Source organism: Bacillus sp. AFS059628, assembly GCF_002571225.1.
GTDB lineage: Bacteria > Bacillota > Bacilli > Bacillales > Bacillaceae_G > Bacillus_A.
In genome coordinates this window covers 16,673-40,420 of sequence record NZ_NVEC01000031.1, presented here as the reverse complement: position 1 = coordinate 40,420, position 23,748 = coordinate 16,673, and the positions used below count along the sequence as shown (strand labels likewise).

19 protein-coding genes are annotated in these 23,748 nt (G+C 34.3%); 16 read left to right on the top strand and 3 right to left on the bottom strand.

Going from position 1 to position 23,748, the window contains the following annotated elements; all coding sequences use genetic code 11:
* Window positions 1-169 precede the first annotated feature (169 nt).
* Window positions 170-1,201 carry an oxidoreductase gene (locus tag COL05_RS11740; protein ID WP_098668734.1) on the top strand — a complete coding sequence of 344 codons (1,032 nt, stop codon included), beginning with the start codon at window positions 170-172 and terminating at the stop codon, window positions 1,199-1,201.
* A gap of 56 nt (window positions 1,202-1,257) precedes the next feature.
* Here the strand turns inward: COL05_RS11740 and COL05_RS11735 are convergent, their stop codons facing one another.
* Complete coding sequence (locus COL05_RS11735) at window positions 1,258-1,701, bottom strand: VOC family protein (RefSeq protein ID WP_098668733.1); 444 nt, start codon at window positions 1,699-1,701, stop codon at window positions 1,258-1,260.
* A gap of 82 nt (window positions 1,702-1,783) precedes the next feature.
* Here COL05_RS11735 and COL05_RS11730 point away from each other — a divergent pair, with 82 nt between their 5' ends.
* Window positions 1,784-2,728 (top strand): helix-turn-helix transcriptional regulator, encoded by a 945-nt coding sequence (locus COL05_RS11730; protein WP_098668732.1) that lies wholly within the window; start codon window positions 1,784-1,786, stop codon window positions 2,726-2,728.
* Window positions 2,729-2,820: 92 nt separating this feature from the next.
* On the opposite strand, the gene COL05_RS11725 is transcribed toward COL05_RS11730, so the two are convergent.
* A complete protein-coding gene (locus tag COL05_RS11725; protein ID WP_142337443.1) occupies window positions 2,821-3,441 on the bottom strand; it encodes a TetR/AcrR family transcriptional regulator in 621 nt (206 codons plus the stop codon).
* A 137-nt stretch (window positions 3,442-3,578) separates the two neighbouring features.
* Here COL05_RS11725 and COL05_RS11720 point away from each other — a divergent pair, with 137 nt between their 5' ends.
* From COL05_RS11720 to COL05_RS11675, 10 genes are all read left to right on the top strand, one after another.
* Window positions 3,579-4,472, top strand: a complete 894-nt coding sequence (locus COL05_RS11720) for an ABC transporter ATP-binding protein (RefSeq protein WP_098668730.1) — start codon at window positions 3,579-3,581, stop codon at window positions 4,470-4,472.
* Window positions 4,465-5,271: an ABC transporter permease subunit gene (locus COL05_RS11715; RefSeq protein WP_098668729.1), complete on the top strand. Its 807-nt coding sequence runs from the start codon at window positions 4,465-4,467 to the stop codon at window positions 5,269-5,271. Before COL05_RS11720 ends, COL05_RS11715 begins: the two co-directional genes overlap by 8 nt.
* A gap of 227 nt (window positions 5,272-5,498) precedes the next feature.
* Window positions 5,499-6,032 carry an RNA polymerase sigma factor gene (locus COL05_RS11710; RefSeq protein ID WP_098668728.1) on the top strand — a complete coding sequence of 178 codons (534 nt, stop codon included), beginning with the start codon at window positions 5,499-5,501 and terminating at the stop codon, window positions 6,030-6,032.
* Between the two features lie 12 nt (window positions 6,033-6,044).
* Entirely contained in the window at window positions 6,045-7,043 is a 999-nt protein-coding gene (locus tag COL05_RS11705; protein ID WP_098668727.1) for an anti-sigma factor, read from the top strand.
* A 17-nt stretch (window positions 7,044-7,060) separates the two neighbouring features.
* Window positions 7,061-8,098 (top strand): LCP family protein, encoded by a 1,038-nt coding sequence (locus COL05_RS11700; protein ID WP_098668726.1) that lies wholly within the window; start codon window positions 7,061-7,063, stop codon window positions 8,096-8,098.
* 205 nt (window positions 8,099-8,303) lie between these two features.
* Entirely contained in the window at window positions 8,304-9,566 is a 1,263-nt protein-coding gene (locus tag COL05_RS11695) for a dicarboxylate/amino acid:cation symporter (protein ID WP_098668725.1), read from the top strand.
* Between the two features lie 349 nt (window positions 9,567-9,915).
* Window positions 9,916-11,619 (top strand): peptide ABC transporter substrate-binding protein, encoded by a 1,704-nt coding sequence (locus tag COL05_RS11690; protein ID WP_142337441.1) that lies wholly within the window; start codon window positions 9,916-9,918, stop codon window positions 11,617-11,619.
* A gap of 308 nt (window positions 11,620-11,927) precedes the next feature.
* Window positions 11,928-13,634 carry a peptide ABC transporter substrate-binding protein gene (locus COL05_RS11685; RefSeq protein ID WP_098668724.1) on the top strand — a complete coding sequence of 569 codons (1,707 nt, stop codon included), beginning with the start codon at window positions 11,928-11,930 and terminating at the stop codon, window positions 13,632-13,634.
* Window positions 13,635-13,938: 304 nt separating this feature from the next.
* Complete coding sequence (locus tag COL05_RS11680) at window positions 13,939-15,645, top strand: peptide ABC transporter substrate-binding protein (protein WP_098668723.1); 1,707 nt, start codon at window positions 13,939-13,941, stop codon at window positions 15,643-15,645.
* A gap of 113 nt (window positions 15,646-15,758) precedes the next feature.
* Complete coding sequence (locus COL05_RS11675) at window positions 15,759-16,478, top strand: class I SAM-dependent methyltransferase (RefSeq protein WP_098668722.1); 720 nt, start codon at window positions 15,759-15,761, stop codon at window positions 16,476-16,478.
* Between the two features lie 40 nt (window positions 16,479-16,518).
* On the opposite strand, the gene COL05_RS11670 is transcribed toward COL05_RS11675, so the two are convergent.
* Window positions 16,519-16,881: a hypothetical protein gene (locus tag COL05_RS11670; RefSeq protein ID WP_098668721.1), complete on the bottom strand. Its 363-nt coding sequence runs from the start codon at window positions 16,879-16,881 to the stop codon at window positions 16,519-16,521.
* A 134-nt stretch (window positions 16,882-17,015) separates the two neighbouring features.
* Here COL05_RS11670 and COL05_RS11665 point away from each other — a divergent pair, with 134 nt between their 5' ends.
* From COL05_RS11665 to COL05_RS11645, 4 genes are all read left to right on the top strand, one after another.
* The gene (locus tag COL05_RS11665) at window positions 17,016-17,351 is read left to right on the top strand and encodes a hypothetical protein (protein WP_098346136.1); all 336 of its coding nucleotides are present in this window, start codon (window positions 17,016-17,018) and stop codon (window positions 17,349-17,351) included.
* A 225-nt stretch (window positions 17,352-17,576) separates the two neighbouring features.
* Window positions 17,577-17,915: a VOC family protein gene (locus tag COL05_RS11655; protein ID WP_098668720.1), complete on the top strand. Its 339-nt coding sequence runs from the start codon at window positions 17,577-17,579 to the stop codon at window positions 17,913-17,915.
* Between the two features lie 256 nt (window positions 17,916-18,171).
* Entirely contained in the window at window positions 18,172-20,271 is a 2,100-nt protein-coding gene (locus COL05_RS11650) for a vWA domain-containing protein (protein WP_098668719.1), read from the top strand.
* Window positions 20,272-20,347: 76 nt separating this feature from the next.
* The gene (locus COL05_RS11645) at window positions 20,348-23,710 is read left to right on the top strand and encodes a tubulin-like doman-containing protein (protein ID WP_098668718.1); all 3,363 of its coding nucleotides are present in this window, start codon (window positions 20,348-20,350) and stop codon (window positions 23,708-23,710) included.
* The last annotated feature ends 38 nt before the right edge of the window (window positions 23,711-23,748 follow it).

Below are 23,748 nucleotides of genomic sequence, written 5' to 3'. Positions count from 1 at the left end.
ATAAAGTGAAACTTTAATCAGTGGGGGTTTTCTTCATCACCCATTGATTATTAGTTGAACCAATCGGACTTTAACGAGTAGTTGATTCCTTACTTAATTTCTTTGCTTACGCTGCATTTTGAGGTAGGAATCTTACTGCCTGTTAAAGCGGGACAGATGGAGGGGCAACATGAAAAAAATAGGTGTAGGCATTGTAGGATTTGGATTTTCCAGTACAACATTTCATATCCCATTATTACAAACGATAGAGGAATACGATATTCGTGCCGTATTATCTTCAAAAGAAGAGGTAGTAAAAGAAGCATTACCAAATGCTAACGTCGTTAGTACAATTGATGAATTGGTGAAGCGAGCTGATATTGACTTAGTGGTCATTACTTCACCGAATACAACTCATTTTCCATATGTAAAAGAAGCGATATTAAACGGTAAGCATGTTGTTGTGGAAAAACCATTTGTTGTTTCAATTGAAGAAGGAAAAGAGCTTATTTCATTAGCAGAGCAATATAATGTAGTATTAAGTGTATATCATAATCGTCGTTTTGATAATGATTTTTTAACGATAAAGAAATTGTTAGAAGACAATAGAATAGGGAATGTATATGCATATGAAGCGCATTTTGATCGTTTCCGTCCACATGTACGCGACCGCTGGAGAGAAAAGAACTTACCAGGATCAGGAATATTATATGATTTAGGCTCGCATTTAATTGATCAAGCATTATCATTATTTGGGAAACCAGAAGCGATAAGTGCAGATGTAATCAAACAACGACCAGGTGCAGAAATTGATGATTACTTCCATGTTATACTTCACTACGGTGTGAAACGTATCACTTTACATAGTAGCAGTTACGTAAAGCAAGCAGGTCCACACTTTACACTGCATGGAGATAAAGGTTCTATTGTGAAATACGGTATGGATTCACAGGAAGAACAATTAAAAAATGGAATGAAGCCAGGCGATAACGGTTATGGAGTAGACGTTGAAGCGAATTTTGCTACTCTAGAAACAGAAGAAGAGTTAGTACGTATTCCGACAGAAGTTGGCTGTTATGACATGTATTATAAAGGTGTAAGAGATAGTATTGTAAATGGTGAGAAACCACCTGTGACAGCAGAAGAAGGATTAGAAGTTATTAGGCTTATTCAATTAGCAATTGAAAGTAGTGAGACGGGTAGAGTTATCACTGTAAAGTAAAAAAGACACGAATTTCGTGTCTTTTTTACTAGGGATATGTGAATATAGCTAATTATTTAGCTTAATCGTTTATCATACATTAACTGGATTTGTATGCCGTAAGGGTCTTCAATAATACCATATGCTTCACTAAATATATTTTTTTCTAGCGGAGAGATTATTTTCACATGCTTATCGGAAATTAAATTATTATAAAACCTTTGTATCTCTTCTAAATTAGCGCTTTGAATGCAAAGTGACATGTTATTTCCAACGTTATAACGTTCATTAGGATTCATTGTATCTTCTGCTATCATTAGCTTTGTATTCCCAATTTGTAAAACAGAGTGAGCGATATGTTCTTTATTTTCACTTGTAATTTTAAAAGAACGATCTCTTTTCGCCAGTTCTTCATACGTAACAACCATTAATTTTTTGGCTTCTAAATTACGTGTATAAAAGTTAATTGCCTCCTTTGCTTGCCCATTCATTGAGAGAAAAATAGCTATTTCTAATGTCATAAATTCACAACTCCTTTATTCGTTAATAATTATAATATAGACTAAAAAGGTTTCAGTACATGACACCTTTCGGGAGGGGAATATGAAAAAAACGGAACGAATAAATGATATGCTTATTTTCTTAAATAATAAAAGATATTTTAATTTAAAAGATTTGATGGTTAGATATGATATTTCTAAAAGTACAGCTTTACGAGATATTCAATCATTAGAAGAAATAGGTGTACCAATATATTCTGAACTAGGTAGAAATGGAAGTTATAAAATTATAGAAAATAGTGTATTATCTCCAATTTATTTTAGTGTGGATGAAATGTATGCGTTATACTTTTCAATTCTTACACTAAATGGATACAAGACAAAACCATTTAATATAGAAAGTATTGCGCTTGAAAATAAATTTAAACATGTACTACCTGATAATGTGAGTAAAAACATTTCGATTATGGAACGAACGCTTTCCTTTGAAGTAACAAATCATAGTAATTTTAGTCCATTCTTAAAAGAAATTTTACAGGGGATTTTTGCTGAGCGAGTTTATCATTTAACATATTTAAAAAAAGATGAGGAGAAAGTATTGGTCGCCCAATTTATTCGAATCGAATCTAAATTTGGCCAGTGGTATGCTAAAATCTTTAATTTTGAGACAAATGATGTTCAAATAATTAGATGTGATAAAATTCTTTCTATTGAGGAAACAAGCAACACGAATTCAAAAAATCTTGAAGAACTATTAAGTTATCTTACAAACTTTCACAGAAAACCTGATGCAATTGATTTTAGTGTCATTGTTAATCAAAAAGGAAAAGATATTTTTGATAAAGAGAATTATCCTTCCATGAGGATACAAAAAGAAAATGAAAATTATAGTATAACAGGCTATTTTAACAAGCAAGAAGTTGAGTTTATTTCAAGTTATTTTCTAAATTTCGGTGAAACGATTATTTCAATTCAGCCTGTGACGCTAAAAGAGTTAATCTATAATAAGGTATTATCTTTAAAGCAGCATTTAACTTCTTTAAGATAAAGTTAGTTTTAGTTATTTTTGACATGAAAAAGCCCTTGAGATTTAAAATATCCAAAGGGCTTTTTTGTGATGTTATTTTTTCAATAGAAACATTATTTTTCTGGGACGGATAGTCCATAAAAGAACATCGTAACGATATCTTGTATATGTTTTTCGCGATCTCCCTCAAGAAGATGTGCTCCGAAATCATCACCTAATTTAGTGAACATTTGAATGTATAGCAACATCATTTCTTTAGTAAGATGAGGGTTAATTTCATTTTTTTGCTGTGCTTGTTCTAATATTTCTAAATACCAAGGCAGGATTTTTTCGTTTTGATAACTATAAATAAACTCTCGGAGCTCTTCATCCCTTTGCATCATTTGCAGTAACATATCGGGCTGAAATAACCCACCAGTATTCATTTTTCTTACAATCATTTTTTGCATCATATCATGAAAAGGTAATTTTTCCTCTGCAAGATCTTTATAATATTGAAATTCAGATATAATAAATTCTTGTATAAGCTCTCGAAATAACGCATCTTTACTTCCGAAATGATTATAAATGGTAACTTGAGAAACGTTTGCTTTTTTTGCAATATGTTCTATTTTTACTTCATTAAATCCACGTTCTGAAAATAATAAGAAGGCTGCCTCTTTTATGGCACGTTTTTTCTTTTCTTTCACTTTTTCAAAGCCGTTCAATGCAATCACCTCAATTAAAATATACAAGAAAAAATAATGGAAAACAATATTTTTGAAATATGGACATATAAATATTTCAAAAAGTTGTTGCGAATATGAAAGGTGAGGAGTACAATAATTTTGAAATATCATACATTAAATATTTCAAAAAACGAGGTGGAACTATGATTTCAGTTCAAAATGTCACAAAACAGTTTTCAAATGGAAAAGGTTTGTTTCATATTACATTTGATGTAAAAGAAGGGGAAGTATTCGGTTACTTAGGACCAAATGGTGCTGGGAAATCTACAACAATTCGTAATTTAATGGGATTTATAAAACCGACAGATGGTAAAGCGACAATTTTTGGATTAGATTGCTGGGATGAAGCAGCGAAAATTCAAAGAGAAGTTGGTTATTTACCAGGAGAAATTTCTTTTATTGAAGGAATGAACGGATTAGAGTTTTTAAAATTAATGCAAGGAATGCGCGGGTTAAAGGATGCGAAAAGACGAGATGAATTAATAGAACGTCTGCAATTTGATGTGAAAACACCGATTCGAAAAATGTCTAAAGGTATGAAGCAAAAAGTAGGGATTGTTGCAGCCTTTATGCATGATCCAGAAGTGTTAATTTTAGATGAACCGACTTCAGGGCTCGATCCACTTATGCAGCAAGTATTTATAGATTTAATAGTAGAGGAAAAGCAAAGAGGGAAAACAATTCTTATGTCGTCGCATATTTTCACTGAAATTGAGCGTACGTGTGATCGAGTAGCGATTATTAAAGATGGTCGCCTTGTAACGGTTGAAAATATTCATGATTTACAAAGTATGAGACGACAGGTAATAGATGTAACCGTATCATCGCAAGAAGAGATTGAATCTCTTACACAATGTAACTTGCAATTTGAAGCGGTGAAAGGAAGAGAAGCATCGATTATTGTACAAGGAAACTATCAAGCTGTTTTACAAACACTTTCAAACTATAATGTAACGGCACTTCAAACGAGAGCGATGGATTTAGAACATTTATTTATGCATTATTACGATAAGAAAGAAGGGGTAAAGCATGAATAAGCAATTGTTTTTAGCTAGTTTGAAAGAAACACAAAAAAGTATTTTGAGTTATGCAACTGGTGCAGCTCTATATTTATGGTTGTTAATTTGGATATTCCCTTCCATGGTATCGGCGAAAGGGCTAAATGAATTAATAAGTGCTATGCCTGATAGTGTGAAAAAAATTGTTGGCATGGAAAGTCCGATTCAAAATGTAATGGATTTTTTAGCTGGCGAATATTATAGTCTATTGTTTATTATCATATTAACAATTTTTTGTGTAACAGTTGCAACACATTTAATTGCTCGTCATGTAGATAAAGGAGCGATGGCATACTTGCTCGCAACACCTGTATCTAGAGTGCAAATTGCTATTACACAAGCGGCTATTCTTATGTTGGGACTTCTGATTATTGTAGCTGTTACGTATGTAGCAGGTATAGTAGGTGCAGAATGGTTTTTAGAAGATAATAACTTAAATAAAGAATTATTCCTGAAGATAAATGTAGTTGGAGGGCTCATATTTTTAGTCGTTAGTGCTTATTCATTTTTCTTTTCTTGTATATGTAACGACGAAAGAAAGGCACTTAGCTACTCAGCAAGTTTAACAATTTTGTTTTTCGTAACGGATATGGTAGGTAAATTAAGTGATAAGTTAGAGTGGATGAGAAATATATCATTATTTACGCTATTTCGTCCGAAAGAAATTGCTGAGGGAACGTATAATATATGGCCAGTGAGTATAGGTTTAACTTCTGGAGCGCTTTGTATTTTCATTGTAGCGATTGTAGTGTTTAAGAAGAGGGATTTACCGTTGTAAAGTAGAAAGTCCACTGATAGAGTGGGCTTTTTTGATGAGAAAATAATTGTTTTAAAGTTGTCGTGCCAAATGGATATGTCCTCAGAGTTACGTATAAAAAAGGTGAACATGAAGAATGTTTACCTTTTTTTATGAAAATATTCAAAAAAATGAACCTTTTTCTAGGCTCATCCGTCTAATACATGTAAAGTTAAATTTGAAGTGAGGATGAAACAGGAGGAGCAATTGTGAAAGTAATCCCTTTATATAAAATGATTGTAAAAGAAGAAACGGATGTTTCTTTAGCGAAACAAGGTGATCATGAAGCATTTATGGCGCTTATACATACAGAAAAAGTGAAGATGTATCGCATTGCAAAGGCTATGTTACGCGATGAGACAAATATAGAGGATGCGATACAGGCAACAATTTTAAAAGCCTATGAAAATATAAAAAAATTAAAGAAAGAAGAGTTTTTCCAAACTTGGTTAATTCGTATTTTGATAAATGAGTGTAACAACATTATTAGATCATACAAAAAGGTAATGGTAATAGAAGAAAATGATTACAATATGAGTGCTTATGATCAGTATGAAGATATAGATTTGTGTAATGCGATTCAATCATTACATGAAGAGTTAAGAGCTGTTACAGTGCTTTATTATTATGAAGATATGAATCAAGAGAGTATAGCGAAGCTTTTAGAAGTGCCAAAAGGAACAGTAAAGTCGAGATTGTCACGTGCGAGGGAACAACTGCAAAAACGATTACAGATGGAATAGGGGGTGTATAGGATGGATAACGAAAAATTATTTGATGAACAATTAAAAAAGAGAATAAACGAAGAGAATGTTATAGTACCACCAGAGTTAAATGAAAAAATTAATCGTACACTACATAATCTCCCGGTAAAAAAGAAAGGTTACAGAGTTTATATGATGGCTATAAGCGCTGCGGTTCTAACACTTTCCATTGTGTCTATGTCGGAGTTTTCTGATCAAATTTTTGCTCAAAATGGTGGAGTATTTGAATATATAAAGAAGAAGGATTTTTCTGACTATGAAAATGAAGAAGAAATAAAATCGAATGTAAATTATCCAGATAAAGAAAAGATTCATGAAAAGATGCTGGATTCTATTGATCATTTTAAAAATATTTCAGGGCAATTTGAGGAATATTCTAGCTCGTCAAGAATTGCTACAACATATAAATATGCGATTGATACGGAGCAACAAAGAGGAATTTCTTCAAAAGAAGACAAGCTAACGAAAAAACGAACCATTATATATAACGAGGGTAAGAAAAAAGAATTTGATGATGAGAAGTATACATACAAAGAGAAGAAATGGAGCCCGAAAGAAAGGAACTATGAACTATTAAAATTAAATCCTACGGAAAGGTTATTGAGAAAATCGGGCGAGAAAAAAAGGTATGATGATGAATATATAGGATTCGCGAAGTATAGTATTCAATCAGAATTTGCTGATTTATTAATCCGATATAAAGATTGGAATTATAAAGAAACGAAGTACCTTGGACTTGATTGTTACAAAATAGAAGGGACAATAAACATAGAAATGCCTGTAAGTACATCTGAAGATTTAAGAGGGAAATTTGAAATGGTTGTAGAGAAAAATACAGGAATTATGCTAAAGTTCCTTAGTTTCCACGAAGGTATGATTCAATATTCGATTACGACTGAATGGATACAAATAAACAAGGGGTTAAAAGAGAATGTATTTCAAAAGGATAGCGCTAAGTATGAAAAATTGAAAAATATATTAGATGAATAGAAAACGGAGGGAACGATATGGAGAATACCTCTTCTTCAAGAGAAAAGAAAAATAAAAGAAAATATAAGAAGACAATGATAATAAGTGTACTGTTAGTAGTATTACTATTTGGCGGAGTTGGATATGGTACTTATATATATATGAAAACCTCTAATCTCGTACAAAAATCTAGTTTGAATTTAGCGCGTGGTGAAAAATCAAATTTACGTGAGAAAGCTGTAAAGCCGATTACAAATAATGTTTCACTTTTAATTATGGGCATTGATGAAAATCAAGAACGACAAAAGGAGTATAATGGTGCTTTTCATACAGATGCACTACTGTTAGCTACTTTTAATAAAAATGATAAGACAGTGAAATTAACGAGCATACCACGTGATACATATACATATGTTCCAGTTGAAAAGAAAAAAGATAAAATAACGCATGCATATGGAAGTGGTTTCGTTAAAAATGGTAAAGATGGAGGGCCGCAAGCTTCAGTGGAAGCGGTAGAAAAATTGTTACAAGTACCTGTTGATTATTTTGTGAAGTTTAATTTTAATGCATTTACTAAAATTGTTGATGGATTAGATGGGATTGAAGTAGATGTCCCAGTTGAATTTACGGAGCAAAATAGTAAAGATGAACCTGACGCGATTCATTTGAAAAAAGGGCTACAAAAATTAACAGGGGAAGAAGCGCTTGCACTGGCAAGAACGCGTCATATTGATAGTGATGCAATGAGAGGTCAGCGCCAACTACTTGTTATTGAAGCGATGTTAAGCAAATTAAAAAGTGTAGGCTCGATTACGAAGCTAGAAAAAATAGTTGAGGCGGTTGACGGTGATTTTAAAACAAACTTAGTAATGGATGATATTTTATCATTTTATAAGTACGGTTTAAACGGTTCAGTTGAAAAAATTCAACTAGCTGGTGATGATTTGTATTTACCTAACGGTCCAAATGGACAACGTGTATATTATTATAATCCTAATAAAAAAGATCTACAGAGTTTGAGTAATACGCTTAGAACGCATCTAGGATTAAGTGAAAAGCAGATTGAGGAGAATTGACGCAGGCATAATGTCTGCTTTTTATTATGTTTAATAGTATGTCATTTAAATTTAAATGTTATATACTTTTTTTGGAGTTATGGATAATAGTGTAACATAATAATGTGGTTTAAGTTAAATAGCAGGGGGGCTATTACATAGAATGCATCATTAGCAATTATTGAAATTGTATGGGAGAAATGAAAGAAACAGGGGAGTATTAAAAATGAGAATTGTAAAAAATTTAACATTCCAAGTTATTGTGGCCATTATTTGTGGTATTGCAGTAGGGGCAATTTGGCCTAGTGTTGGACAGCAGATGAAGCCAATTGGTGAAACGTTTATCAATATGATTAAAATGGTCATTGCACCGATAATCTTTTTAACGATTGTGCTTGGTATTGCAAGTATGGGAAGTATGAAAAAGGTAGGTCGTGTTGGTGGTAAGGCACTATTATATTTTGAAATTGTTACAACTGCGGCTTTAATTATTGGTATCATCATAGCGAATGTTGTACGTCCTGGAGATGGATTAGATCCCTCAAAGCTAAAGGGCGGAGATGTTTCGCAATATGTACAAAGCGGGCAAGAAATGAAGTGGGTGGATTTCTTTTTACATATTGTACCGTCTAACATGTTTGAAGCATTTGCAAAAGGTGATATTTTACAAGTGCTGTTTTTCTCCATTTTATTCGGTGCAGGGTTAACGATGCTCGGGAAAAATGGACAACCAGTTATCGATTTTTTTGAAAGACTATCAAAAGTATTTTTTAATATTTTATCTATTGTTATGAAGTTAGCACCGGTTGGAGCGTTCGGTGGGATGGCATTTACAATTGGAAAGTATGGTTTAAGCACGCTCATACCACTTGGTAAATTAATGATTTGTGTATATGCGACAATGGCATTATTTGTTTTTATTGTTTTAAATTTTATTTGTAAACTGTACAAATTTAGTTTGTGGAAATATTTAGCTCACATTAAAGAAGAATTACTCATTGTTCTCGGGACATCATCATCAGAATCAGTATTGCCGCGAATGATGACAAAGATGGAAGACTTCGGATGTTCGAAGCCAGTAGTAGGTTTAGTCATTCCGACGGGATACTCTTTTAATTTAGATGGAACGACGATTTATTTATCGATGGCTACTATATTTTTAGCACAAGTCTTTCACGTCGATCTTTCACTCGGTCAACAATTAACGATAATAGCTATTTTATTAGTTACATCTAAAGGTGCAGCCGCAGTAACAGGTGGAGGGTTTATTGTATTAGCATCTACGTTATCTGCGATGAATGTTATTCCATTAGAAGGGTTAGCACTATTACTTGGTGTAGATCGTTTCATGTCAGAGGCAGGTGCTATCGTCAATTTAATTGGTAACGGTATTGCGACTATAGTTGTTGCAAAAAGTGAAAATGAATTTGATGAAGAGAAGTATACGAGAGTAATAGAGGAAATGAAAAAAGAGAACATGGTCGGATAAAAAAGTCAGCAATGCTGACTTTTTTATTTTTGTAGAAAAGAGGTTTGTTACGATATACATTATTTATTAACAATAATTTACAGGAGGTTTATAGCGGTGGGGATATAAAGACTATTAAATCAATACCTAACATTCAATGAGGTATAGTATTTCGAAAGATTATAGGATTTTTATGAATATTACTGTAAAAAAATAATTTTTTAAAAATTTTCAATAATAACACTTTACAAAACCGAAAAAATTAGTAGAATAATAGTTAATAAGAATCTTCTGATAAATATATAAAGAAAAACAGAATTATCAGAAAATTCTTAAATGAGAGCGTTTAGAATTAGGGAGGGTACAGAAAGTGAAAAAGAAAAAAATGAAAAAACTAACAGCAGTTGTAGCACCAGTTTTAGCAATGAGTATGGCATTGACAGCATGTTCTACATCAGGCGGAGATAAGAAGACAAGCACAAATTCTAGCTCTGGCGGAGATAGCAAATCAGAAGAAAAATTAGCAGCGAAACAAGTGTTCAATAAAACAGAAAATCAGGAAATTCCAACAATGGATACGTCGAAGAGTACAGATACTTTGGGCTCTCAAATTTTAGGGAACACAATGGAAGGCTTATACCGTTTAGATAAAGAGAATAAACCAATCCCAGCTGCGGCAGAATCAAGCACGAAGAGTGAGGATGGTAAAAAATATACATTTAAATTACGTAAAGATGCAAAATGGTCAAATGGTGATCCTGTAACAGCGAAAGATTTCGTATTTGCATGGCAACGTTTATTAGATCCAAAAACAGCTGCTGAGTATGCATTCATTGCATTCCCAATTAAAAATGCAGAAGCGGTTAATAAAGGTGAAAAACCTGTAACAGAACTTGGAGTTAAAGCAGTAGATGACCTTACTTTAGAAGTTGAATTAGAACAAGCAGTACCATACTTCTTAAACTTAGTAGCATTCCCATCGTACTATCCATTAAATGAGAAATTCGTAAAAGAAAAAGGGGATAAATACGGTTTAGAATCTGATACAACTGTATATAACGGACCGTTCGTTCTTACTGATTGGAAGCATGAGCAAGGTTGGAAACTGAAGAAGAATGATCAATATTGGGATAAAAAGACTGTAAAATTAGATGAAATTAACTATAGTGTTGTAAAAGAGCCAGCAACTAATGTGAATTTATATGATAGTGGTCAAATTGATTTCTCCTTATTAACAGGTGAATTTGTTGACAAATATAGAAATAATAAAGAGGAATATGGGGTGTATAACGAACCAAGTACGTTCTTTATACGTTTAAACCAGAAACGTGGTGAACAAGATACACCATTAAAGAGCAAGAAATTACGTGAAGCAATTGCGCTATCAATTGATAAAAAGAATTTAACAAATGTTATTTTAAATGATGGGTCAAAACCTGCAGATTATTTAGTGCCGAAAGGCTTAGCAGCTGGACCTGATGGGAAAGACTTCCAAGAAACGTTTAAAAACGGTGTTAAACCAGATGCGAAAAAAGCAGCTGCTGCATGGGAAGAAGCGAAAAAAGAACTTGGAAAAGATCAAGTTACAATTGAGTTTTTAAACTATGATACTGGTAATGCGAAAAAAGTTGGGGAATATGTAAAAGATCAAATTGAGAAAAACTTAAAAGGTGTAACAGTAAATATTAAACTGCAGCCGTTTAAACAAAAACTTAAATTAGAATCAGATCAAGATTATGATATTTCATATGGTGGATGGAGCCCAGATTATGCGGATCCAATGACATATTTAGATATGTTTGAAAGTAAGCACTCTCATAACCAAATGAGTTTCTCTGATCAGAAATATGATGAAATAATTAAAAAAGCTGGTGGGGAATTAATGAGTGATGCGAAGAAACGCTGGGAGGAACTAGGAAAAGCAGAGAAATTACTTCTTGAAGAAGATGTAGCTCTTGTACCTTTATATCAAAGTGCTAGATCTTATGTTATGAAACCGCATGTAAAAGGTGTTGTTAAGCATAATATTAGCCCAGAATACAGCTATAAGTGGGCATATGTTACTGAAAAATAATAGAGTTGAAAAAGTACTTCAAAGCAGACTACATGCCTTGAAGTACTTTTTTTATTGTGCAATTGAAAGTGAAAATGAAAGAGTAGAGAAGAAATGAAATGTAGTAGATGGAGGATACGTGTAGGATGGTCATAGAAAATAGAATGTTACTATCGTTAAGTAAAATAAATTTTCTAAATATTTTAAAAAATAACTTTACAAAAATAGAAAAGTTAGTAGAATATTAATTAATGAGAATTTTCTGATAAATATTTATTAGAAAATCTCTCAAAATTAGTTTCGTACATATAATTGGGGAGGGTACAAAAATGAAGAAAAAGATGAAAAAGTTCACGGCGGTTGTAGCACCAGTTTTAGCGGTGAGTATGGCGTTGACAGCGTGTTCCGGATCTGGTGGGGAGAAGAAAACAACTACGACGTCTAATGGTGGTGGGGAAGAGAACAAATCCGAAATTAAATACGCAGCAAAACAAGTATTAAATCGTACAGAGAATCAAGAAATTCCGACGATGGATACTTCTAAATCTACTGATACGTTAGGGTCACAAATTTTAGGGAACACGATGGAAGGATTATATCGTCTTGATAAAGATAATAAGCCAATCCCAGCTGCTGCAGAATCTAGTACGAAAAGCGAGGATGGCAAAAAATATACATTTAAATTACGTAAAGATGCAAAATGGTCGAATGGTGATCCTGTAACAGCGAAAGATTTCGTATTTGCATGGCAGCGCTTACTTGATAAAAACACAGCGTCAGAATACGCATTTATTGCTTACTATATTAAAAACGCAGAAGCAATTAATAAGGGTGAAAAACCTCTAACAGATTTGGGGGCAAAAGCAGTAGATGATTATACACTAGAAGTCGAATTAGAAAAACCAGTACCATATTTCTTGAATTTACTAGCATTCCCATCATACTATCCGTTAAATGAAAAATTCGTAAAAGAAAAAGGCGATAAGTACGGTTTAGAAGCAGATACAACGGTGTATAATGGACCGTTCGTGATGTCTTCATGGAAACATGAACAAGGATGGCAGCTAAAGAAAAATGATAAGTATTGGGATAAGAAGACTGTGAAATTGGAAGAAATCAACTATAGTGTAGTAAAAGAAGTTGCGACGAAAGTAAACTTATATGATACAGGATCAATTGATTTCACACTGCTATCAGGAGAATTTGTAGATAAATATAAATCGAACAAAGATGAGTACGGTGAGTATTCAGAAGCAAGTACATTCTTCTTACGTTTAAATCAAAAGCGTAACGGACAAGATACACCGTTAAAGAGCAAAAAACTACGTGAAGCAATCGCATTATCAGTTGATAAAAAAGGTTTAGCAAATGTTATTTTAAATAACGGTTCAAAAGCAACAGATCAATTAGTACCAAAAGGACTTGCGACAGGACCAGACGGTAAAGATTACCAAGATACATTTAAAAATGGTCTGAAATATGATCCGAAAAAAGGTGCAGCAGCTTGGGAAGCAGCGAAAAAAGAACTTGGAAAAGATCAAGTTACAATTGAATTACTAAGCTATGATGATGGAACTGCGAAAAAGATTGCTGATTATGTTAAAGATCAAATTGAGAAAAATTTAAAAGGTGTAACAATTAATACAAAAATTCAGCCGTTCAAACAAAAATTAAAATTAGAGACTGCACAAGATTATGAAATTTCTTATGCAGGTTGGAGTCCAGACTATGCGGATCCAATGACATTTATTGATATGTTTGAATCGAAGAGTCCATATAACCAAATGAGTTATTCAAATGCAAAATACGACGAAATGGTACAAAAAGCAGGTAATGAATTAATGGGTGATGCGAAGAAACGTTGGGAAACGTTAGGAAAAGCTGAAAAACTATTCCTTGAAGAAGATGCTGGGCTAGTTCCTTTATATCAAACAGGAAGAGCGTATGTAATGAAACCAACTGTTAAAGGAATTGTGAAACACAATATTAGTCCAGAATATAGCTTTAAGTGGGCGTATGTAACGGAAGGGAAATAGAAAAAAGAGCGTTTGAAAAATATATTATTTATTTTTTAAAATGCTCTTTTGCTATCCAATTAAATTTAAATAGATAGAGAAGAATAAGAAAAGTGGTACTTACATATAGTAGATGGGGGAGAATTCGTATAGTAGTAATAGATTGTTATTAAATTAAATAAATTAATTATTACGAATATTTTTAAAAATACTTTACATTCCAAGGAAAATTAGTAGAATAATAATTAGTAATAATCTTCTGATAATTTGAATTAGAAATCTCTCAAAGTTAGTTTCGTACATATAAATTGGGGAGGGTACAAGAATGAAGAAAAAGATGAAAAAGTTTACGGCGGTTGTAGCACCAGTTTTAGCGATGAGTATGGCGTTAACAGCGTGTTCTGGATCTTCAGGTGGGGAGAAGAAAACGACAACGACATCTAATAATGGTGGAGAAGAGAAGAAATCTGATATTAAATATGCGGCAAAGCAAGTGCTAAATCGTACAGAAACGAATGAAATTCCGACGATGGATACTTCAAAAAATACAGATACACTTGGCTCACAAATTTTAGGGAATACGATGGAAGGGTTATATCGCCTTGATAAAGATAATAAGCCAATCCCAGCTGTAGCAGAATCTAGCACAAAAAGTGAGGATGGTAAAAAATATACATTTAAACTGCGGAAAGATGCAAAATGGTCAAACGGTGATCCTGTAACAGCGAAAGATTTTGTATTTGCATGGCAACGTCTAGTAGATCCAAAAACAGCTGCTGAGTATGCATTTATTGCTTACTATCTTAAAAATGCAGAAGCGATTAATCAAGGAAAAGGAGAAGTTTCTACATTAGGTGTAAAAGCGGTAGATGATTATACACTTGAAGTAGAACTAGAAAGGCCTGTACCATATTTCTTGAACTTAATGGCATTTGCGTCATACTATCCATTAAATGAAAAGTTCGTAAAAGAAAAAGGGAATAAATTCGGTTTAGAGTCTGATACAACAGTATATAACGGACCGTTCGTTCTTACTGATTGGAAACATGAGCAAGGATGGAAATTAAAGAAAAATGAGCAGTATTGGGACAAAAAGACTGTAAAACTAGAAGAAATTAACTATAGTGTAGTTAAAGAACCAGCTACTAGAGTAAATTTATATGATACAGGAGCGATTGATTTCGCACTATTATCAGGTGAATTCGTTGATAAGTATAGAAATAATAAAGAGGAATTTGGAGCCTATTCGGAAACAAGTACGTTTTACTTACGTTTAAACCAAAAGCGTGGCGGGCAAGATACACCGTTAAAGAGCAAAAAATTACGTGAAGCAATTGCATTATCAATTGATAAGAAAGCTTTAACGAATGTCATTTTAAATGATGGTTCAAAACCAGTGGATTACTTAGTACCAAAAGGTTTAGCGAGTGGACCAGACGGTAAAGATTTCGCAGAAACGTTCAAGAATGGTTTAAAACAAGACTCCAAAAAGGCAGCAGCAGCTTGGGAAGAAGCGAAAAAAGAACTTGGAAAAGATCAAGTAACAATTGAACTGTTAAATTATGATACTGGTAATGCGAAAAAAGTTGGGGAGTATGTAAAAGATCAAGTTGAAAAGAATTTGAAAGGCGTGACAGTAAATATTAAATTGCAACCATTTAAACAAAAACTAAAATTAGAATCAGACCAAGATTATGATTTTTCATATGGTGGCTGGAATCCAGATTATGCGGATCCAATGACGTACCTTGATATGTTTGAAACGACAAATTCTCAAAATCAGATGAGCTACTCAAATTCAAAATATGATGACGCTATTACGAAAAGTAAGACAGAATGGATGGCTGATGCAAAAAAACGTTGGACAGAATTAGGGAAGGCAGAGAAATTGTTACTTGAAGAAGATGTAGCGCTCGTACCTTTATATCAAAGTGCTAAATCATATGTTATGAAACCGAATGTAAAGGGAATTGTAAAACATAATATTAGTCCGGAATATAGCTTTAAATGGGCGTATATTGAAGAGAAATAGAAAAGAGAAGAGCATTTTCAAGTTGCGGTATCGCACTTGGGAATGCTTTTTTTATGCGCACGATTTATTGATGGGTGAATATATGTATTATAGAAAATTTAAAGGAGAATTTTATGAAACGAAATACTTACATCGATTTCCTAGCTTATTACGGAATAGGGAGTGCTCATCCTGGTGGTTTTACGTTAACGAAACAATTGTTAGCACAATTGCCTTTTAAATATGGAGCAAATGTCCTTGAAATCGGCTGCGGTACGGGGAAAACAGCGGCGTATATGACAAAAGAATGTGGTTATAAAGTAACGGCGGTTGAAAAGAATGAGATTATGATTCAAAAGGCGAAAGATAGATGGTCGTTTGAAGGAATAGATATTCAATTAATTGAAGGAAGTGTAGAGCAATTACCATGTTTGCATGAATCATTTGAGTTCGTACTCGGAGAATCGATACTCGCTTTTACAGAGAAAGAAAAGGTTATTTCGGAGTGCTATCGTGTACTACAGAAAGACGGTAAGCTTGTTGTCATTGAAATGATTATTGATAGGCACATTGATAAGGTAGAGGAAGAAAAAATCGCTCAATTATACGGGATGAAAGAACTATTAACTGAGAGCGAGTGGGTACAATTATTTCAGAAAGCAAACTTTAAAAGAATTACAATTGCTGGCGGTGGTACAATTGCAGAAACGATTTCGGGCTATATAGAAGAGCCAGAATGGAATGTATCCTCGCATATTCCAAATGAATTGTATGAGGCATGGGTACAGCATGAAAATGTACGACTTATGTACCAACATATTTTAGGACATCGTATTTTTATATGTGAAAAATAAAGGTAAAGAGTTGGCTAAAGGTAGTCAACTCTTTACTATGTTAAATGAAAAATAATGCAGCTAATGTAATTCCGAAGATGAAACCAAATCCGAGTTCGACGCCCCAGCCACAACCGCCGCCTCCCCAGCCGCCGCAACTACCGCAACCACGACCGCCACATCCACAGCCGCAACTATCACATCTGCTAAGGCCACCACAAAGGTCACAACCACCGTTTGCATATGCGTCATAGTATCCAAAACCTGTATCAAAAGATGAGCGCTGTTGCACTGGTTCAATCCATACAGAGCTTTTTGTCACATCAATTATTTTTCCTAAATGAATGCGACCATCACGATCTTCAATGCGAACGACTTTGCCGAAATAACGTTGGCACGTATCGTAACATTTTTGTCTATGCATATTCATTCCTCCTTCCCCATTACAGTAATACGATATGTAAAGGGGACAAGTGCGGCTTGTACGAATGTCCTATGTATCATAATTGTTATAGGAAAGGGGAAATATAGTAAGAGGATATATAAGGAGGAAAATTCATGAAATCTACAGATCAGTTTCAGACATACGAAGTACCGTGGGAAGAATTTATTGAAGCGTTGCGAGAGGAAATGAAGAAGCAAGTAGGAGCGGATATTATTGATACAGTAGTTTGCAATTTAGAAGACGGTTTTGAAGTGTATACATATGTGCAAGGGGATTTGGATTTTGAATATAAGGAAGCGCTGGAAAGGAAATACGGGAGCGATGCAAAAACTCCTAACGTGCTAACGATTATGTTATTAGCTAGTATTTATAGTACAAGTGAAGAGAATATACGCTTGCATGCGGATCATAAAGATAATCCAATTGTTGAAGTTTATGTGAAGAAATGAAACACGCTGTGAAAGGCGTGTTTTTTAATTGTCCCGCTATTTGTGGGCAGTAAGACCCTCACTTCAAAATTCAGCGGAAGCAAAGAAGTTAGGTAGAGGATTAACTGCCCGTAAAAGCCCGATTGGTGAGGGCTAATAATCAGTGGGAAATGAACAAAACTCCCACTGATTCAAGTTTCACTTTATATGATAAAATATTAGAAAATTGAGAAAGAAGGTGAAGGTTTGAAAATTAAACATCTTAATTTAACAGTTTCAGATGTAGCAGCTACTAGAGAGTTTTTAGAAAAATATTTTGGTTTAACTTGTAGCGGGGCAAGGGGAAATGGCTTTGCGGTTATGCGTGATAACGATGGGTTTATATTAACGTTAATGAAAGGGAAAGACGTACATTATCCGAAAACATTTCATGTAGGGTTTCCTCAAGAAAGTGAAGAACAAGTAAATAAGATGAATCAAAGGTTGAAGGAGGATGGATTTTTGGTCGAACCTCCTAAGCATGCACATGCGTATACGTTTTATGTGCAAGCACCTGGTGGATTTACAATTGAAGTGATGTGTTAGTTCAAAATCAAACTTTTTGTTATTTGTTTTCAATATAAAAAGTAGGAAAAGTCTGTTTTAAGTGTAGAGCTTAAACAGACTTTTTTACTTATAGTATCGGATAGAAAACGCTAGAAGGAATCATATTCAGTGTGTATAACTGTTTACATAATAAAGTTATGCTGTGTTCGTTGTCCTAAAATACAAGTCATATATCTTGCATCCTCTCATAAATTTAAACATAGGAATTTGTCTACAAAGGTGGCGAAGCCTCATCATGAAAATTCGAATTTGTGCCACATTCATGTTGTTTCTATTTATATGGTTACATCCTTTTTGGACTTTTGCAAAAGGAGAGGAGGCAAAGGAAAGGGTCGTTTCACTTGTATATGATGATTCGGGCAGCATGAGAAATAACGATCGCTGGAAATATGCCAATTACGCTTTGCAAAGTTTAGTTGCGCTATTAGATGAAAAAGATAAATTTTCTTACGTTCCAATGAGCAAACCGAATGATCCATTAAACATTTCGTTAACGAAGGATAAGAGACAAACAGAAATTGAGGGAATTGGAGCATGGAAGACGTATTTAAATACTCCGTTTAGCGCAGTAGAAACGGCGATGCAATCTATAAAAAAGGAAGCAGATATAGATGGAAAACGTGAATTTTGGCTTATTGTCTTAACTGACGGGGCATTTAATGATTTAGAGAAAGATAAGGTTGGTGGAAAAGAACAAATTTTGCAGAAACTAGCGCAGTTTAAGAAAGATATGGATGCAAAAAAGATATCGTTACATCCAATTTTAATTACGATGGAAGAGGATTTAGGACAGCAAGAAAAGGCACAGCTAAATACGTTTAAAGAAATATGGAAGAAAGAGATAAATGGAGTTACGATGCCATCTAGTGGAGAGGATGGTATTGTAAAAAGCGTCAATCAAGTAGCAGCATTAGTTGCAAATCGTGATCCGTTCTCTTCAGTTGAATCGATTGTAAAAACGAAAGTAGTAGGAAAGAAAGTAGAGATTACAACACCATTTCCGTTAAAGCGTATGACGCTTGTACGACAATCGCCTTCTTTGTCTAATTATCAGGTCACACAAATTTCTAAACCGTTACAATTACAATCTTCTTATTCCATACATGCACCAGGAGAAGCGAAATTATTCGGAAATATAGTTCATATCAATACGGAAAATCAGGAAGTTATTAAACCAGGAACGTATACGATAGAAGTGGATCGCGATATTGAGAAAGAAGGACTACAGGTACTAGTTGAACCGGCGCTTAACTATACCGTTTCTACTTATGACAAAGAGGATAGTAGTCAAAAAAATGTGGAAGAAATGTACGAAGGTGTTACTGCTGTTATTGAAGCGCAGCCTACGGAATTACCAATTCAGCCTTCCTATTTTCAGGCAGAAGTAGAAATAGACGGAAAACAGTACCCGATGAAATGGGACGATAAAAAACATGTATTTTACTACGAAATGAAGGTTGATAAAGGTTTAGTACGTGGGAAAGTTCATATGAACATAAAGGGATTTTACAGACAGACGAAAGAATTTAAAATCGAAGTAACGGAAAAACCAAAATTATCACTACAAACGATTACGAAAGATTATGAAGAAAAAGTAACAAATTTAGAGAATAGTAAACCGTTTATTATACAACCACAGTTAGATGGTAAGCCGATGACAGAAGAGGCTGTAAAGAAACTATTAAAATCTACTGGTGTCACATCTAAACAATCAATCAACTATGAAATAAAACAACAGGGTAATCAAATTTATATTTATCCTCGCCCTCATTACTCCGACACATTTAATTTCACAGATACCGGCACCGTAGAAGCTACCATCGTAGTGCAAGATTCAAAATTACAAGAAGTAAAGAAAAAAATATCACTTCATATTCAAAATGCACCGTTTTATGAAAAATATGCGCTTATTTTTAAGTTTGTTATTCCTATCACTTTATTACTGTTAATAGTAGGAATAATCGTTTTAGGATGGATTGTTCGTCCAAGATTTCACCGGAAAGCATTATTGTATTACGAATGGGATCAAGAAGTAGCGAAAGATTGGTTATATCAATCTGAGCCAGAATTACTTAAAAATAAATGGTGGAAACATTATTTTGGCATTCCGTTTAGAGCGGAAAGGAAGACAGTACAATCCGTTACATTTATAGCAAAGAAAGGATCGAAATCGATATTTGTAGCGAAAGAGTCACAAGTAGTAGGAATGATTATTGATGGGATGTTTATAACAGAGGATGAGGTTGGAATGGAACATAAGACGCTATATCCAAATGAACTTTTAGTAATTGATAGAGGATACGGTAAAGAAATTTACAGGTACGAGTGTGAATAGTAGATACGATGAAGAGGGAGGGTTTTAGCTTTCTCTCTCCTTTTCTCAAACAAGCAAGAATAGGAAGGTGGTTCACATGACGTTACAAGTTCCAACGATATTAATTGGTTTAGGTGGAATCGGTAGTACTGTAACACATCAAATATATGAAAGACTACCTGAGGAGCGCCGGAAAAAGGTAGCAATGCACGTATTTGATACAGATGTGAATACATTGAGTAAATTTGACCATATTCGAAAGTTTAAAACACAAACGAGTTCGAGTAAAACGCCAAGAGAGTATATTGCGGGAGATCCAACGATTCCAGAGTGGTTTCCGATGGACCCGACAATACTTGATAAACCACTGACAGAAGGGGCAGGACAGTTACGTGTTATTTCCCGTTTAGCGTTACGTGCTGCGATGAAAGAAGATAAATTGACGTCCTTTTGGCAAGAAATTGAGAAAATTTTTCCGGTTACAAGCGATCAAACGGAATATGGAGTGCGTGTCATTATTGTAACATCGCTAGCGGGCGGAACAGGTTCAGGGATGTTTCTACAAATTGCATTATATTTACGTGAAATGCTTCGGAAAAAACTGCAACATCACAACATTTTAATACGCGGTGCGTTTCTAATGCCAGACGTGTTAGTGAAGACGAGAACAGTTAGTGCAAAAGAGTTTGAAACGGTGCAAGCAAACGGCTATGCATCGTTAAAAGAATTACATGCCATTACACTCGGCTCTACTGGAGAATTGTCAAAGCGTGGTGGCGTGACGATTGAATTAGAGTATCGACCTGATCAAGTAGATGAAGATGGAAGAACGAATCATACGATTAAACAACATCATTTACCGTACAATTATTGTTTCTTATACGATTACGAAAATTTACATGGACACCATCTGCATAATTTATCAGATTATATGGAGCAAATGGCCAATACGATTTATTTACAGTTATTTAGTCCGATGTCTGCAAACCATTTTGCACAGGAAGATAATCAAATTCAACAATTAGCAGAATCGAGCGGGAAAGGGCGATATTGCGGTGCAGGAACGGCAAAGATTATTTATCCGTATGAGCACGTGTTAAAATATTGTGCTTTAAAATGGGCTGTGCAAGGTTTAGATGAATCTTGGCTTCATTTAGATCAACTGTTTCAAGAGAAGAAACAAAGGTATGATCAAGATGTAAAACGTGGTATGCAACGTGAAAAGCCAGAGCGAGGGAAAAGTTATTTAGAAGACTTAGAACATCTTGCTACTCGCCCAGAACAGGCTCATATTTTCTATAGACAAATGTATAATGAAACGCGTGAAGGAGCAGAAGGCGGTAAGGTTGGAGTTGCGAAATCTAAACTGTTTTTAGAGGCTGTAGAAAGTTATGTACAGCGTACGGTGCAAAAAGATGAGGAATTAAATCGTCTACAGCATGAGTGTAAAATTTCAGCTGCGAAACTGAAAATGATGGAACAAATGAAAGGTGAAGTAGCAAGGGTGGATCATGCGGTTCGTTTATATGCGTATGCGATTCCGAGCCGTGTACATGAACATGTAACGACACTTTTATATGACATGATTGAATCAGACCGTTTTTCACCAAGTGGTTCTGAGGGACAGTCATATCAATTAAATACATGGTTTTTAAAGAAAACAGATCCTGTTCATCCAGTATCCGCTCGTTTTATGTTGTATGAAATTCGAAAGCAGTTAGTCGAGAAAATGAATCGACTACATGAAAATAATGAACAAAAGCGTAATTTAATTCAAAACTACGATAAGAAATTTAATGTGAGTAATATTGATGGAACGGTAACAGCTGTGCGCCGAGTAGAAATCGCGCAGCAACAAGGCTGGTTTGGAAAAATGATTCATAATCAGCAGCGTTTATTTAAAAAGGAATTTGAAGACATTGTAACGCAGTACGTACACAAATTAAACGAGTATCGTAAAGAAATGCTATTAGAACTCGTTTATCAATCGCTATATCAAGTGGTTAATAAAATGATTCAATATTGGGAAAGATTTTTTGATAATTTACACGAAACACGTGAAAATTTATTGTTCGAAATTCAAAAACGAAGCAAGGAATTTGAAGGGAAAACAAACCCAACGAATGTATACGTATTAGCGGAAGAGAAGTTGCAAGAAAAGATATGGCAAGATATGCAGCAACATTTAAATTTAGGAGTATTACCGAAAGATATATCAGCAGAAATTTATATGAGTTTATACGGGGAATATTGCCGGGATGCGAAAACGGAAGAGATTCAATCGAAAAAGGTAGAAGACTTTTATCGTGAGCACATACTAAGTTACTGCTACGATGAATTACAAATACGCTATCGCGATAAATTAGAGCTAAATATCGTTGAAGCACTAAGAAAAGAAGCGGATTATAAGAAGCGTGATCGTGATGAATATGTCCGTGAAAAAATTGAAGACTTGTTCCATTTAGCAAGTCCATTCGTGCCGAAAGTTTCACATCATAGGGAATTACAATACTGGGGTATACATCCATCTTTAAAGAAAGAACTGCAAGAGGAATTAATGCAAGAAATGTTTAAAGAAAAGGATACAGTACATGAAGCTTTCTCGCCATTTGAAGTCATTTGTTATCGTGCACATTACGGTTTATCGTTGCAAGACTTTCCAAAGCTTTCGTCTGGACATATTGCAAATGGATTTATGAATGATAAAGGTGATTATTTTCAGTCGTACTATCGCCGAGTGAACAAGTTGAATAGTAAAAAATCTAGTTTAACGCCGCATTTAGATAAGTATTGGCACTTACCAGCATTCATGCCAGACTTAAATGCAACGCAAACGAAGTTAGATTACGATAAATGTAATCGCGCTCTTCTATACGCGTATATGTATCGCTGGATTAGTTTAGTTGCTGTTGATGGCCAGTTTGTATATCAATATAACGGCGTTGGACGTAGCTTCTTAATTCAATCGATGGGGAAAAATATTTCAAGCGAAAGTTATAAATTACACAGAGCATTGCTTCATAACCCATTTATTTATGAAAACATCTTGTCCAGATTTGAAGAAGAACAAGAAAAGGCGATGATACAAGGTGGACATTTATATACACATCCGTTTGTATTAGGCGCTCAAGATATTAGATGGCTTCGTAAAGAGCATGTCCATAATATTTTAGATATGATTTTAATGTATGACCGTGAAGCGAAATATGACCCAACGCTAGAAGAAACTTCTGATGAATTATTAAGGCTATTCCTTGATGAAATTGAGTTATATTTCCAAAACTATTACGGTACAGGTGCCGATATGGTTGCAAAGAAAGAGAAAGAGATGTTTATTAAACAATTGTGGGATCGTTCGTATGCGAAAGGATATGTAGATCCAAATAGTGCTCCTTATAAAAAGTGGCAAAATTTATTAAGCGTTCATGATGAAGAGGAAACGTCAAAAACGAATGTATAATGAATGAATAGGGAATCCTTAAAAGTGGCAATACAACT

Bases quoted from the DNA above. Each gene is read 5' to 3' on its own strand.
- COL05_RS11705 (WP_098668727.1), top strand. From the start codon at position 6,045: ATGGATAACGAAAAATTATTTGATGAACAATTAAAAAAGAGAATAAAC.
- COL05_RS11685 (WP_098668724.1), top strand. From the start codon at position 11,928: ATGAAGAAAAAGATGAAAAAGTTCACGGCGGTTGTAGCACCAGTTTTA.
- COL05_RS11720 (WP_098668730.1), top strand. From the start codon at position 3,579: ATGATTTCAGTTCAAAATGTCACAAAACAGTTTTCAAATGGAAAAGGT.
- COL05_RS11675 (WP_098668722.1), top strand. From the start codon at position 15,759: ATGAAACGAAATACTTACATCGATTTCCTAGCTTATTACGGAATAGGG.
- COL05_RS11645 (WP_098668718.1), top strand. From the start codon at position 20,348: ATGACGTTACAAGTTCCAACGATATTAATTGGTTTAGGTGGAATCGGT.
- COL05_RS11680 (WP_098668723.1), top strand. From the start codon at position 13,939: ATGAAGAAAAAGATGAAAAAGTTTACGGCGGTTGTAGCACCAGTTTTA.
- COL05_RS11670 (WP_098668721.1), bottom strand. From the start codon at position 16,881: ATGCATAGACAAAAATGTTACGATACGTGCCAACGTTATTTCGGCAAA.
- COL05_RS11730 (WP_098668732.1), top strand. From the start codon at position 1,784: ATGAAAAAAACGGAACGAATAAATGATATGCTTATTTTCTTAAATAAT.
- COL05_RS11715 (WP_098668729.1), top strand. From the start codon at position 4,465: ATGAATAAGCAATTGTTTTTAGCTAGTTTGAAAGAAACACAAAAAAGT.
- COL05_RS11665 (WP_098346136.1), top strand. From the start codon at position 17,016: ATGAAATCTACAGATCAGTTTCAGACATACGAAGTACCGTGGGAAGAA.
- COL05_RS11740 (WP_098668734.1), top strand. From the start codon at position 170: ATGAAAAAAATAGGTGTAGGCATTGTAGGATTTGGATTTTCCAGTACA.
- COL05_RS11695 (WP_098668725.1), top strand. From the start codon at position 8,304: ATGAGAATTGTAAAAAATTTAACATTCCAAGTTATTGTGGCCATTATT.
- COL05_RS11700 (WP_098668726.1), top strand. From the start codon at position 7,061: ATGGAGAATACCTCTTCTTCAAGAGAAAAGAAAAATAAAAGAAAATAT.
- COL05_RS11650 (WP_098668719.1), top strand. From the start codon at position 18,172: ATGAAAATTCGAATTTGTGCCACATTCATGTTGTTTCTATTTATATGG.
- COL05_RS11735 (WP_098668733.1), bottom strand. From the start codon at position 1,701: ATGACATTAGAAATAGCTATTTTTCTCTCAATGAATGGGCAAGCAAAG.